At 28.5% G+C, this 13,718-nt stretch carries 11 protein-coding genes and 1 CRISPR repeat array (1 of these 12 only partly in view); of the genes, 10 read left to right on the top strand and 1 reads right to left on the bottom strand.

The features are described from left to right. A CRISPR array of direct repeats spans positions 1 to 2,366; the repeat unit is 30 nt; unit sequence GTTGATTATTAACATTTGATGTATTGAAAT; it begins 99 nt to the left of the window's first position. 75 nt (positions 2,367 to 2,441) lie between these two features. Then, complete coding sequence (locus I6H46_RS03555; RefSeq protein ID WP_019118937.1) at positions 2,442 to 2,954, top strand: nitroreductase family protein; 513 nt, start codon at positions 2,442 to 2,444, stop codon at positions 2,952 to 2,954. Between the two features lie 209 nt (positions 2,955 to 3,163). On the opposite strand, the gene I6H46_RS03560 is transcribed toward I6H46_RS03555, so the two are convergent. Then, complete coding sequence (locus tag I6H46_RS03560; RefSeq protein ID WP_019118929.1) at positions 3,164 to 4,210, bottom strand: exonuclease/endonuclease/phosphatase family protein; 1,047 nt, start codon at positions 4,208 to 4,210, stop codon at positions 3,164 to 3,166. 252 nt (positions 4,211 to 4,462) lie between these two features. On the opposite strand from I6H46_RS03560, the gene I6H46_RS03565 reads away from it, so the two are divergent. The 9 genes from I6H46_RS03565 (at position 4,463) to I6H46_RS03605 (ending at position 13,708) form a co-directional block, all read left to right on the top strand. After that, positions 4,463 to 5,329 carry a DegV family protein gene (locus I6H46_RS03565; RefSeq protein ID WP_019118928.1) on the top strand — a complete coding sequence of 289 codons (867 nt, stop codon included), beginning with the start codon at positions 4,463 to 4,465 and terminating at the stop codon, positions 5,327 to 5,329. Between the two features lie 841 nt (positions 5,330 to 6,170). Then, positions 6,171 to 6,389, top strand: a complete 219-nt coding sequence (locus I6H46_RS03570) for a FeoA family protein (RefSeq protein WP_004839809.1) — start codon at positions 6,171 to 6,173, stop codon at positions 6,387 to 6,389. A gap of 2 nt (positions 6,390 to 6,391) precedes the next feature. Next, entirely contained in the window at positions 6,392 to 6,616 is a 225-nt protein-coding gene (locus tag I6H46_RS03575) for a FeoA family protein (protein ID WP_019118925.1), read from the top strand. Then, on the top strand, positions 6,617 to 8,767 hold the full coding sequence (gene feoB, locus I6H46_RS03580; protein WP_019118924.1) for a ferrous iron transport protein B: 2,151 nt from the start codon (positions 6,617 to 6,619) through the stop codon (positions 8,765 to 8,767). Between the two features lie 27 nt (positions 8,768 to 8,794). Continuing rightward, entirely contained in the window at positions 8,795 to 8,992 is a 198-nt protein-coding gene (locus I6H46_RS03585; RefSeq protein WP_004839813.1) for a hypothetical protein, read from the top strand. Between the two features lie 244 nt (positions 8,993 to 9,236). Then, positions 9,237 to 9,563 carry a DUF6110 family protein gene (locus I6H46_RS03590; protein ID WP_019118922.1) on the top strand — a complete coding sequence of 109 codons (327 nt, stop codon included), beginning with the start codon at positions 9,237 to 9,239 and terminating at the stop codon, positions 9,561 to 9,563. Position 9,564: 1 nt separating this feature from the next. Further along, positions 9,565 to 11,637, top strand: coding sequence for a heavy metal translocating P-type ATPase (locus I6H46_RS03595; RefSeq protein WP_019118921.1), 2,073 nt, complete (start codon positions 9,565 to 9,567; stop codon positions 11,635 to 11,637). Positions 11,638 to 11,811: 174 nt separating this feature from the next. Continuing rightward, positions 11,812 to 12,822 carry a threonine aldolase family protein gene (locus tag I6H46_RS03600; protein ID WP_019118919.1) on the top strand — a complete coding sequence of 337 codons (1,011 nt, stop codon included), beginning with the start codon at positions 11,812 to 11,814 and terminating at the stop codon, positions 12,820 to 12,822. Between the two features lie 4 nt (positions 12,823 to 12,826). Next, the gene (locus I6H46_RS03605) at positions 12,827 to 13,708 is read left to right on the top strand and encodes a radical SAM protein (protein ID WP_019118918.1); all 882 of its coding nucleotides are present in this window, start codon (positions 12,827 to 12,829) and stop codon (positions 13,706 to 13,708) included. Positions 13,709 to 13,718: the final 10 nt, after the last annotated feature.

Consider the following 13,718-nt stretch of genomic DNA (forward strand, 5'->3'; position numbering starts at 1 on the left):
TGATAGACAGATAAGAAATATAGTTGAATATCAGTTGATTATTAACATTTGATGTATTGAAATATAATAATTCTTAAAATTAGATCTAAACTTTCTGAGTTGATTATTAACATTTGATGTATTGAAATAGGGTTGCTTTGCAACCCCTTAGGGGCTTGCCCTTGTTGATTATTAACATTTGATGTATTGAAATGCCGTTTTAAGAAAGATTGAGGCGATAGAATGATATGTTGATTATTAACATTTGATGTGTTGAAATTGTTTCTGCTCTTGATATTTCTGTTGGTAATATTAAGTTGATTATTAACATTTGATGTATTGAAATTCAAGAGCTGAAACCCTATTATCAATATTAACAAGGTTGATTATTAACATTTGATGTATTGAAATATAAGTCCAGAAAAGACGCTTTAGAGTTTGATATTTGTTGATTGATAACATTTGATGTATTGAAATAGTATTATGAATGATTTGATTAAAAAGAGGAAAGAAGTTGATTATTAACATTTGATGTATTGAAATATTAGTTTATTTAAGACGAAAGCTGATACGATCCAAGTTGATTGATAACATTTGATGTATTGAAATTAGTGGAAGAAGAACACATCCTATAACCAAGATAGCGTTGATTGATAACATTTGATGTATTGAAATAACTGAAATGGGTAAAAGATTAGGTATTCCTACTTCGTTGATTATTAACATTTGATGTATTGAAATAGTTCAAATTCGTCATTTTTATAAACTGCATATCCGTGTTGATTATTAACATTTGATGTATTGAAATTTTTACAACATTTAGCCACGCATAAGTAATAGCAACGTTGATTATTAACATTTGATGTATTGAAATTCAATATTGGTTATATTGTTATAAGCCTTAGACTTAGTTGATTATTAACATTTGATGTATTGAAATTTCTAGGATAAATACCAGAGCCAACCCCATTGAAATAGTTGATTATTAACATTTGATGTATTGAAATTCAATTATATTACCATTTTCATCATAATATAACTCAGTTGATTATTAACATTTGATGTATTGAAATTGGAGCAGCGTTACTAAAATTTATTCCTCTTAGATCGTTGATTATTAACATTTGATGTATTGAAATAGGGATTATTTATCTCATTCAGAACGGTTGAAATTGTTGATTATTAACATTTGATGTATTGAAATAAATCAAATAAATCACAATAATCATCATTATAAGACAGTTGATTATTAACATTTGATGTATTGAAATCATAAACTTTATAATAATAAAAATTAGATTATTTAGTTGATTATTAACATTTGATGTATTGAAATATTCCTGCAAGTATAACTAATGCTATTGCTCCAGTGTTGATTATTAACATTTGATGTATTGAAATTATTTAAGACAGCGTCAGATTTGGGAAGATAAAAGTTGATTGATAACATTTGATGTATTGAAATTATTGCTGTTAATAAGTCTTATTTTACGGATACTAAGTTGATTATTAACATTTGATGTATTGAAATCAGGACAGTTTCTTTTCTTCCTGCTCATATTCTTGTTGATTATTAACATTAGATGTATTGAAATATGAAACATTTTAATTTTTAACATTTCAATACGTCTGTTGATTATTAACATTAGATGTATTGAAATTCTAATAATTCAACTTTATTTATAAGTCTTTTTTCAATTCTTGTTGATTATTAACATTAGATGTATTGAAATAATATATAGACCACCCAGTAAAATCATTATAAGTAGTTGATTATTAACATTAGATGTATTGAAATTTAACATTTACAGTTTTTGTTACTGTTTTAGTTGTTTGTTGATTATTAACATTAGATGTATTGAAATATGCAAATTTAATTGCATATCCAGAAAAAAAACTCAGTTGATTATTAACATTAGATGTATTGAAATATAATCGGACAAAACCAAAGTAATGATGATATTCCGTTGATTATTAACATTAGATGTATTAAAATCTAAATAACTTAAAAGTAAATGATGGAGCTTTTCCGTTGATTATTAACATTAGATGTATTGAAATACTTTAAAATTTCAATAATTTCACTGTATGAAAGTTGATTATTAACATTAGATGTATTGAAATATCTTTCTTCCATCTAACATTTCAAAAACTTGACTTGTTGATTATTAACATTAGATGTATTGAAATGAAGAATATAAATTAAATATTTTAAAAGCATTTAAGTTGAATAGTAACATTTGATGTATTGAAATAAAGGCAAAGAAAATGGAAATTTACGAGGAAGAGATGTTGAATAGTAACATTAGATGTATTGAAATTAGTCCATATGATAAACTCCAATTTTATGAATCATAGTTGATTGATAACATTAGATGTATTGAAGTGTGAACTTTTCACTATATAGTTAAATTAAATATATGATATTGTATATTACTTGAAATTTTATTAAAGGAGGTATTATGAATTTTATTGAACTTGTGAAGAATCGTTATTCTTGTAAAAATTTTAGTGATAAAAAAGTTGAAAAGGAGAAGCTTGATATTATTCTTGAAGCGGGCAGGCTTGCACCTACTGCTAAGAACAATCAGATTCAAAGAATTTACGTTGCAAAATCAAATGATGCTCTTATAAAAATTGATGAGCTTACTCCTTGTAGGTATAATGCTCCTCTTGTTTTGCTTGTAGCTTTTGATGAGAGTGAGGCTTTTGTTTATCCGGGAGGAAAATATAATACTGGTGTTGAAGATGCTACGATTGTTGCAAGTCACATGGTTTTGGCAGCTTCAAGCCTTGATGTTGATTCTTGTTGGGTAAATCTTTTTGATCCTGATAAGGCTAGCGAAGAATTTTCTTTGCCTAAAAATGAAAAAATTGTTGCAATGATTGATTTGGGCTATGCGAATGATGGAGTTAAGCCTTTAGAAAATCATTATAAACGCAAAAATATTGATGAAACTGTAAAATTTATTTAGGACAATGGGGGTTAGCAAAGATATGGAATACTTGATATTCTGTATCTTTATTTTATTTTTGCTATTGATTTTGAGATATTAGCTAAATTATTTTTGAATTTTAGTGTTATTTATTATATTTAATGGAAAAGCGCTTTTGCAATATATGAAATAAATTTCATTTTACAAAAGCACTTTTTTATATTTTATTTGATATTAACTTTTAAATTTTATTTCAAAACAAATTCCATCAAAACTGGATTGTGGTCGGAGTATTGGAAATTTTCTTTTTCTTGGGTTTTTATTGTTTTTATTTTTATATTATCTGTTGCCATAAATCCGTCTATGGTTGAAAGGTAGGCGTCTTTTCCTGTGTATGGTTTGTCGTTTACTACTGATGTTTCTCCGTTTTTGTCGTAGTAGAGTTTTATATTTTCTGTTAGCAATTCTTTTGGCAAAATATTTGGATTCCAAATTCCTTCTGGCAATTCTTTGTAGTTTCCTGTTAGCTCTTGGTTAAAATCTCCGCCTACTATCACGTAATTGCCTTTTTTGTATTCTTTGTTTACAAAATTTATTATTTCTTTTGTTTGATCGATTCTTCCCTTGTTTCCTTTTTCGTAAGCGTCTAGGTGGACGTTTACTATTACTAATTTTTTATCGGAATTTTTTATGTCAATGTATGAAGGGTTGAAGGCTCTTTTTAGATTTACAAGTCTTGATGGAAATTTGTGAGGGATTTCTTGTTGGTACCTTTTTGATTTTTGTATTTTAAAATTTGTTTGGGTCATTATTCCTGATTCAACTTTTCCCATTGGTGGGATTGGGTATGGAATAAATGATGCCTTAAAATTTAGGGTGAAAGTCGTGTTGCCCAAAAGTTTTTTTCTTATTTTCTCGTACTCGTTAATGTAGTAGGTTCTTTTTGAATTTATATCTACTTCTTGGAAAAATTTTATGTCGGCATTTATTTTTTCACTTGAATTAATGATGTGGTTAATTGATTTTTCTACATGGTTTTTGTTTATTGGAAAGACCATTTTGCCTCCGTCCATAAAAAAATCTGTGTCTTTATCAAGTCCGCCGTAACCGATATTCCATGTCATTATTGTATAATTTTTGCCGATTTCTGGATTTTTTTCGCCTTTTCCTTGGATTTCTACATTTTCAATTTTTTCTGGTCTGTATTCTTTTATCCAAAGATAGGATAGGAGAATCAAAATTCCTATTAGAATTATTCCTATTATGGAAAAGATAATTTTGAATGCTTTTTTCATTTTTCACCTCTATAATTTTTGGGAAATTTCCCTTATTTGTTATTTGTATAATATAAATACCCCTTTTTTCTTCTTATATATAAGGAAAGAAAATTAAAATAGGAAAATAAATAAAATCTCTATAATTACTTTGTAAAATAAATTTAATAAGATTGTTTTAAATTTCTAGAAAAGTATAGTTACTTTACGAAAGATTATGTATTAAAAAATATTTACAATATAAATAAAGAGCCTTTAATTGATGGAGTTATTATGGAAAAAGTAAAAATTATAGCTGATTCGGGATGCAATATAGACCTTGATATGGCAAAGGAATATGATATTTCAATACTTCCTTTTAATATAAATTTCAAAGACAAATCTTACACTGACCTTTACGAATTAAGTAGGGAAGATTTTTTTATAAAATATAAGGAAAGCAAAGAAAGAGTTACAACTTCTATGCCATCTCCTGGGAAATTTTTGAAATTATTGGAAGAAGAATACCAAAAAGGATATAGAAATTTTATAGTATTTTCAATTACAAAGAAATTTTCTGGAATTTATCAAATGATGGATATGATGAAAGAGGAATTTGTAGAAGAAAATTCAGATGCAAGAATTAAAATAATAGATACAAATACAGCCACAATAGCTGCAATTTATCCTGTAATAAAAGCTGCAATTTATGCAAAAGATGGAATGGGACTTGATGAAATCTACAAAAAAAGTCTGGATAATTTAAAATATTGCAACGTGGCAGGAGTTGTAAAAAATTTGGATGCCTTGGTTAGGGGCGGAAGACTTCCAAAAACTATAGCCAAGCTTGCAAATTTAATTTCATTTTCTCCAGTTTTGTGCATAGAAGATGGAGAAATAAAATTAATAAAAAAAGTCACAGGAAAGAAAAAATCATACAAAGAATTAATAAAATATTTGAAAAAGCTTTGCAAAAAATACAAGGATTATCAAATAATAATTGGCGGAGCAGATAGTGGAGAAGAAATCGAAATTTTAAAAGAAGGACTAAGTAGCGAAATAGGAAATGCCCTAGATTTTAAAATAATAGACGTAACAGCAGTAATAGGCTCCCACTTAGGAGATGGAGTAATTTTCTGCTCAGTTTTCCCAATAAATTAGATTTAATAATTTGAAATAAAATATTTTCGTATTAAATTTTGCTATGTGATTTTTAATACTTTGTAAATAATCTAAGCCCAATCATCTGGGCTCAGAGCGTAGACAAACCCTCAAGCACGAATATCTGACTCCAAAAATTGTTGATTTCTAAATTTCAAAATTCTAAAATCGCAAACTCGCTAACGCGAGAACAGATAAATAGCTTAAAATTGTGCCAGTGGCACGATTTTAATATTTATCCCTCGGAATAAAACGAAGAATTAAAATTTAATTGAATTTAATTTATTTAATAAAAAATCATAGCTTTAAATTTTAGAGTGCGATTTTTGACGAATTTTAAAATTTGAAATCAAATCAATTTTTTCCGTATGATATTCTTAGCATGAGGATTTGTATACTTTGTCAACAGTCTAAGCCCAATCATCTGGGCTTTTTATTTTTGGAAAATTTTAAAAAATTTTTGATTATTTTTTGTTTCATTTTCACATAAAATTTTACAAAAAATTTAGATTTTTATTATTTTTTACTCTGAGAAAATAAAATTTTTAATAACAAAATTTTTTTATTTATATTTATGTTCTCAAAAAATAAAACCAATATAATGATATTCAATATCAGATTATTCGGTGTATAATTGTTAATGAAGATAGTGATAATATATATCATTATTTTACATATTATTATTATTATGACTAAGTAAAACTTCACTGGTTCGGTTAGCTGGATTTCTTTTTTTTTTAGAGATTGCTGATATTGACTATTATTACGAAAAATCATATAATTATAAGCCATAAATAAATTTATTTAAAATAATAGATTAATAAATAGAAAGAAGGAATATATGCCAATAACCTTATTAAATAATGGACAAGAAGCAGAAGTTATTAGAGTAACTGGAAATGATGAAATGAAAACCCATCTTTCAAATTTAGGTTTTGTAAAGGGGAAAAAAGTTAAATTATTTTTCTTTGATGGAGTAAATTACATTATTATGGTTGACAATAGCAAGTATGCTCTTAACAAAGACTTAGCAAAAAGAATATACGTGAGGGAGATATAATAATGAAAACTTTAAAAGATGTAGCAGTAGGAGAAACTGCTATAATAAAAAAAATTAAGGGAGATGGAGCTACCATAAGAAGAATTATGGATATGGGTCTTACAAAAAAAACTGAAGTTTATGTAAGAAAAATTGCTCCATTGGGAGATCCTATCCAAGTTAATTTGCGTGGTTATGAATTAACTCTTAGAAAAGAAGATGCAAAAAATATAGTAGTGGAGGAATAGATGACCTATACAGTTGCTTTAGCTGGAAATCCTAATTCAGGAAAAACTACTCTTTTTAATGAGCTTACAGGTTCAAGCCAAAGAGTGGGTAACTGGCCAGGGGTTACGGTTGATAAAAAAGAAGGAAAATTAAAAGGGCACAAGGATATTATTATCCAAGATTTGCCAGGAATTTATTCACTTTCTCCTTATACAATGGAAGAAGTGGTTTCAAGAGAATATTTGGTTGAACAAAAACCAGATTTGATTGTAAATTTAGTTGATGGTTCAAATTTGATTAGAAATCTTTATCTTACAAGTCAGCTTATTGAACTTGGTATTCCAACAATAATAGCTTTGAATATGATGGATATTGTTAAATCAAACGGCGATGTTATTGATAAAGATAATCTTTCTGAAATTCTTGGCTGCCCAGTTGTAGAAATTGTTGCTAGTAAGAAAAAAGGAACAAAAGATTTAATAGAAAAAATTGTAAAATCACAAAATAAATTATCTTTGCCTAAGCCATTGATATATTCTGGAGAGCTAGAAGAAGTTTTAGAAAAAATTTCTAGTGAAATTTCAGATTCTGTTGATTCTAAATTAGAAAGATATTTATCAATAAAGGCTTTTGAAAATGATGAAGATATGTTTGAAAATATTTCTTTATCAACTAGCCAAAAAGAAAATATAAAGACTTTAAGAGAAGATTTTGAGAAAAAAGAAGATGATGTTGCTGAGGGAATTATAACTACAGAAAGATATGAAGCTCTTGGAGAAGTTGGAGAAAAAGTTTTAAAGAAAGCTCCTCCAAAACTTTCAACAACTGACAAAATCGATAAAATAGTTACAAATAGGATTTTGGGACTTCCAATTTTTGCCCTTGTAATGTTTATTATTTATTATATAGCAATTTCAACTTTAGGAACTGGTGCAACTGATGCTGTAAATGGATTTTTTGAAGATACAATGACACCTGCCGTTGCAGATTTTCTAACAAATATGGGAATTAACGATGTTTTAGTAGGACTTGTAACTGATGGAATTATTGCTGGAGTTGGAGCAGTTCTTGGATTTTTACCACAAATGTTAGTATTGTTTGCCCTACTTTCAATTCTTGAAGATATAGGATACATGGCAAGAGTTGCTTTCGTAATGGATAGAGTATTTAGAAAATTTGGACTTTCTGGAAAATCATTTATACCAGTAATGATTGGAACAGGTTGTTCAGTTCCAGGAATCCAATCATCAAGAACAATAGAAAATGAAAGAGACAGAAGAATTACAATTATAACTACATCTTTCATGCCATGTTCTGCAAAACTTCCTGTAATAGCTTTAATCGCTGGAGCATTTTTCAAAGAAAACCAAGCCCTAGTTACATTTTCATTTTATATAATTGGAATAGTTTCTGTAATAATTTCTGGAATTATTTTAAAGAAATTTAAAGAATTTGCATCAGAGCCAGCTCCATTTGTTATGGAACTTCCACCATACCACGCACCAAGGGTTACTTCAGTTTTAAGAGATGTATTTAATAAAGGAATGAGCTTTGTAAAAAGAGCAGGAACAATAATTTTAGTATCATCAATAATTATTTGGTTCTTATCAAACTTTGACTTCTCATTTAAATTGGTAGAAGCTGAATCAGAAAACTCAATGCTTGCAGTTTTGGGTGGATATTTAGCAGTTTTATTTAAACCATTAGGATTTGGACAATGGCAATCAGCAGTAGCAACAATTACAGGATTCGTTGCAAAAGAAAACGTAGTTTCAACAATGGGTGTTGTTCTTGGAATTGGAGCAGATCTTGATGAAACAAATAGACAATTAATTACAGCTTTCAACCAAGCTATAGGAACACCAGTTGCTGGATATTCATTCTTGCTTTTCAATATGCTTTGTATGCCATGTTTTGCAGCAGTTGGAGCTATAAAAACAGAAATGAATAATAATAGATGGACACTTATTGCTATAGGATACCAAATGGCATTTGCCTATGCGATTGCATTTATTTTCTATCATTTAGCAAATTTCTTTGTATATAAAGAATTTTCATTTATGACAATACTTGCAATAATAGTGTTGATAGGTGTTTTGTATTTGATTTTTAGACCTGTAAAATACAAAGAAGAAAAAAGATCTTACAAATTAAATTTTGCAAGAAAATAAAAAAAATCATTATGAAGGGATGGTTTTATGAATATACAATCTTGGATACTTTTGATAATAATTTTGGGAACTTGCTCTTATATTATCTATACTAGATTTATAAAAGAAGGCTCAAATTTTGGTTGCAAAGACTGTGCTCAAAAAACTTCTTGCAATAGTGGAAAGTGTCAAAGTAAAAAAGAAAAAAATAAAGAAAAATCTAAATCATGTCCATATTGTGACTGATTTAATTTTAAAATAATTCTTAATTAAGAAAGGCTTTTGTAAATTGATTATTTCCATGAAGGATGTATTTGCAAAAGCTCTTTTTTAAAAATATAAAATAATTCACAATAAATTTTGCCGATATTAGAAATCATTACAAATGATAAAGATTTTTATTAGCAAAATTTAAAATAAAGCTAAAAAAATTTGCAAAAAATAATTAAAGCGGTTATAATTATTTCAATAAAAAAAATAGGAGGAAAAGATGATTAAAGTAAACAAAAAAATTATAAGTACAGGTATTGGAGTAATAGCGGGAGCTATTGGGGGAAAGGTTCTTACATCAAAATTAGCAAAAAAGGCTGCTGTAGCTACAGTCCAACAAGGATTGAAAGCAAAAAGTGCTGTTGATAAGACTGTAGAAAATATAAAAGTTACAACTGATGATATAGTGGCTGAAGCAAAAATTAAAAATGAAATAGAAGAAAGACTTGAAGCTGAAGCAAAAGATAAGCTTGATATAGAAAATGTTGCTTCAGAAGCTAAAGAAGAAGTTAAGGAAGAAATAATAAAAGAAATTAAAGAGGACTAGGATGAGAGCGGCCATAAAGGCGAGAACTATTGGAAGAAGTAGGTTTATTTACGAGGATTATCTAAAAAAATCTAACATCAATAAATTAAAGTACAAAATTGAACAAGTAAAGGGCGTGAAATCTTGTGAAATTTCTTATATATCAAAATCTATTATTGTAAATTATGATGAAGATTTGATAGGAAATATTGCAAGATTTATCCTAGATTTTGATTTGAAATCTTTGGATAATTTTGATATTGAAGATGCGGATTTTATTCCTCAGGTTGATAAATCAATTTTTCATATATTAAGAAATTCAGCATACAAGAGAATTGTGTTTGGTTATCTTATGCCTATCAGTATTAGGCCATTTTTTACACTTTTGAGAGCTTATCCTTTTATAAAGGAAGGCTTAAAATCCATAAAAAATAGAAAGATAGATGTGGCAGTTTTGGATGCAAGTGCAATTACAATTTCTATAATTACAGGAAAATTTGGGGATGCGGCTAGCATAATGGCCCTCTTATCATTGGGAGAAGAGCTTGAGGATTATACCTTAAAAAAATCAAGACTTAATTTAAAATCTTCGCTTGCTTTAAATGTTGATAAAGTTTTTGTAAAAGATGGAAATCAAAAAATAATCAAAAATTTAAAAGATGTAGAAATCGGAGATTTAATTTATATTTCTATGGGAAGTAAAATTCCTGTGGATGGAGAAGTTGTTGAGGGATTTGCCATGGTAAATGAGGCTTCATTTACTGGAGAGGCAAAAGCTGTTGAAAAAAATGAAAATTCTACTGTTTTTGCAGGGACTGTTCTTGAAGAAGGAGAGCTTTTAGTAAAAACTAATAAAAAATATGGAGATTCTAGATTAAATCACATAATAAAACTTATTGAAGATAGTGAAAAAAATAAATCTCTTGCTCAATTAAAAGCAGAATCTATGGCTGATTCTTTGGTAAAATATTCTTTTATTGGGGCAGGATTAACATATTTATTTACAAGAAATTTCATAAAAGCAAAATCATTTTTGATGGTAGATTATTCTTGTGCCTTAAAACTTACAATTCCAATTGCATATATGAAGGCTATAAGTCAGGCTGGAGAAGAAAATATTTTGGTAAAAGGTGGAAAATATTTTGAGAGCATAGCTAAAGCTGACACAATTATTTTTGATAAAACTGGAACATTAACCAAGTCCCAGCCAGAAGTCAAAAAAGTAATTTCCTTTGATATTGATGAGGATGAGGCTTTAAGAATAGCTGCTTGCCTTGAGGAACATTTTCCTCATTCAATAGCAAGAGCTGTTGTGAAAAAAGCTGTGGAAAAAAATCTTTGCCACGAAGAAATGCATTCAAAGCCAGAATATATAATGGCTCATGGTATAAAATCAAAAATAAATGGAAAAACAGCTCTCATAGGAAGCGAACATTTTATTCTTGAAGACGAAGGAATAAAAATTAATTCCCAACAAGGAGATTTGATAAATTCATTAAAAGAAGAATATTCTCTTTTGTTTATGGCTTATGACAATAAATTGATGGCGGTTTTATGCATTGATGATCCAATTAGAGAAGATGCAAAAAAGACAGTAATGGCTTTGAGAGATTTAGGTTTTACTCATATTGCTATGCTTACAGGAGATAATGAAAATTCTGCTAGAGCTGTAAGCAAAAAACTTGATTTAGATTTTTATAAATCCCAAGTTCTTCCAGAGGACAAAGAAAATTATGTAAGAAAAATGAAACAAATGGGAAGAAAAATTATAATGATAGGAGATGGAGTAAACGATTCAATTGCTCTATCAAGGGCAGACGTGGGAATTTCTATGTCAAAAGGTGCAGATCTTGCCAAAGAAATCTCTGACGTTTCAATAAAAACAGATTCGCTCAAAGAATTAGTTGATCTTGTAAAACTTTCAAGAAGTGTAGATAAGAGGGTAAAAAATGATTATGAAAAAATAATTGCCTTTAATAGTTTATTGATAGCGTTAGGTTTAACATCGTTTATAACAAATACTCAATCAGCACTTTTACACAATATTTCCACTGTAGCTATAGCAAGTGAAAATATGAAAAAATATAAATTTTAAAAACCAAAGTTTAAAGCTTTGGTTTTTTATTTTGGAACTTTTAAATTAATAATTTCTATAAATAAATTCAACAAAATCATTAATTTTCACATATATTAAAAATTTTCAAAATGGAAAAAACTTATGAAAAATGTATGATAGGAATAAGAAAATCGTTTTTTATAAGGAGAATTTATGATTAATTTTAGAAATGACTATTCAGATATTTGTTATCCAGAAATTTTAGATGCTATAAAAGAAAATCTTGACCAAATAAATCCAGGATATGGGGTTGATGATCACAGCAAAAATGCTGAAAAATTGATTAAAGAAAAATTAGAAGATGAAAATGTTGATATTTATTTTATCCACGGGGGAACAGGAGCAAATATTCTTGGGGCAAGTGTAGGAATGGTGGCACAAGAATCAATAATTTCTGCAACAACAGGCCACATTGAAGATCAAGAAGCAGGAGCAATCGAGGCTTGTGGAATAAAAATCGAAACAATTCCAACAAATGACGGAAAGATCACAAAAAAATTATTGGAAGAAAAATATAAATCTTTTACCAACGAACACCACACAGTTCCAAGAAAAGTTTATATATCAAACACAACAGAAGTTGGAACACTTTATAGTAAAAAAGATTTGGAAGAGCTTTACGATTTTTGTAAAAAACACGACTTATATTTATTTATGGACGGGGCAAGACTAGCACACGCCATGGCAAATGAAAAATCTGATCTAAAATTTAAAGATTTGACCAAACTTTGCGATATTTTTTATTTTGGAGGAACAAAAAACGGACTTATGTTCGGGGAAGCCCTTGTAATTGTAAATGATAATTTGAAGAAAAATTTCAGAAATTTGCAAAAACAAAAAGGAGCTATGCTTGCCAAAGGTTTTGTTACAGGAATTATGTTTGAAAGACTCTTCCAAGATGATTTGTATATCAAAGGAGCAAAAAAAGCCTACAAAATGGCAGAAAAATTGGCAAAAGGCTTTGAAGAAAAAGGCTACAAGCTTGCCTATGAATTTGAATCAAACCAAGTTTTTGTAGAAATTTCAGATAAAGATATAAAAAAATGGGAAGAATTTGCTTATTTTGAAGTGGGAGAAAAAAGAGAAGATAAATTCGTAGCAAGATTTGTAACAACCTACAAGAGCAAAGAAGAAGAAATCGAAGAATTTTTAGAAAGGATTTAGTATTATGCATTACACAGGACAAGTTTATAGACCACCACTTGAAGCCTACACTCCACTTTTGGAAGTTACTTACGGCTGTTCCCACAATAAGTGTGCCTTTTGTACCATGTATGGTATGACAAATTTTGGAATTTCTCCTTTAAAAGATGTAGAAAGTGATATTTTAGAAATTTCCATGACCTATCCAAGACCAATAGAAAGAATTTATTTATTAAACGGAGATCCCTTTGTCCTTTCAACAGTAAAATTAGTAGAAATTGCCGATTTAATCCACAAATATATCCCAGAAGTAAAAACAATAACTTCCTACGCAAGTTTTTATAATTTAAAAAATAAAACCAAAGAAGATTTGAAACTCTTAAGAGAAAAAGGCTACAATGAACTTTGGTTTGGAGTAGAAACAGGAAATCAAAAAGTCCTAGACTGGCTTGATAAGGGAGCAGATCTAAAAGATTATAAAAAAGGTATAGAGAAAATGAAATATGCAAACATGACCTACAACGCCATAGTAATGCAAGGAGTTGCAGGAAATGGAAATTCAAAAGAAAATGCAAGAGAAACAGCAAAATTTTTAAACCTCTATCCACCAATAGGAATTTTTATAATGAGTACAGACGTTCAAAGAGGGTCAAAATTATATAAAATGAGAGAAGAAGGAGATTTTAAAGAAACAAGTAACAGAGAAAACCTAGAAGAACAAATAGAATTATTAAAAAATCTAGATGTTCCGGGAAATGTCCTCTACTCATCAGGACACATAGTAAATCTTGTAAAAGTAACATCTCACATGAGAAATAAAGAAAAAATGATAAAAAAATTAGAAGACGCCCTAGAAAATCTAGACGAAAAAATCCTAGATTCCAAAAATATGGGTAGGGCAATTTAAAAAATAGGCT

It is taken from the genome of Anaerococcus obesiensis, from assembly GCF_016599815.1.
Taxonomy (GTDB): domain Bacteria; phylum Bacillota; class Clostridia; order Tissierellales; family Peptoniphilaceae; genus Anaerococcus; species Anaerococcus vaginalis.

Coding starts and splice junctions, on each gene's coding strand:
- I6H46_RS03555 (WP_019118937.1), top strand. CDS start 2,442: ATGAATTTTATTGAACTTGTGAAGAATCGTTATTCTTGTAAAAATTTT.
- I6H46_RS03575 (WP_019118925.1), top strand. CDS start 6,392: ATGAAAACTTTAAAAGATGTAGCAGTAGGAGAAACTGCTATAATAAAA.
- I6H46_RS03570 (WP_004839809.1), top strand. CDS start 6,171: ATGCCAATAACCTTATTAAATAATGGACAAGAAGCAGAAGTTATTAGA.
- I6H46_RS03595 (WP_019118921.1), top strand. CDS start 9,565: ATGAGAGCGGCCATAAAGGCGAGAACTATTGGAAGAAGTAGGTTTATT.
- I6H46_RS03600 (WP_019118919.1), top strand. CDS start 11,812: ATGATTAATTTTAGAAATGACTATTCAGATATTTGTTATCCAGAAATT.
- I6H46_RS03560 (WP_019118929.1), bottom strand. CDS start 4,210: ATGAAAAAAGCATTCAAAATTATCTTTTCCATAATAGGAATAATTCTA.
- feoB (WP_019118924.1), top strand. CDS start 6,617: ATGACCTATACAGTTGCTTTAGCTGGAAATCCTAATTCAGGAAAAACT.
- I6H46_RS03565 (WP_019118928.1), top strand. CDS start 4,463: ATGGAAAAAGTAAAAATTATAGCTGATTCGGGATGCAATATAGACCTT.
- I6H46_RS03590 (WP_019118922.1), top strand. CDS start 9,237: ATGATTAAAGTAAACAAAAAAATTATAAGTACAGGTATTGGAGTAATA.
- I6H46_RS03585 (WP_004839813.1), top strand. CDS start 8,795: ATGAATATACAATCTTGGATACTTTTGATAATAATTTTGGGAACTTGC.
- I6H46_RS03605 (WP_019118918.1), top strand. CDS start 12,827: ATGCATTACACAGGACAAGTTTATAGACCACCACTTGAAGCCTACACT.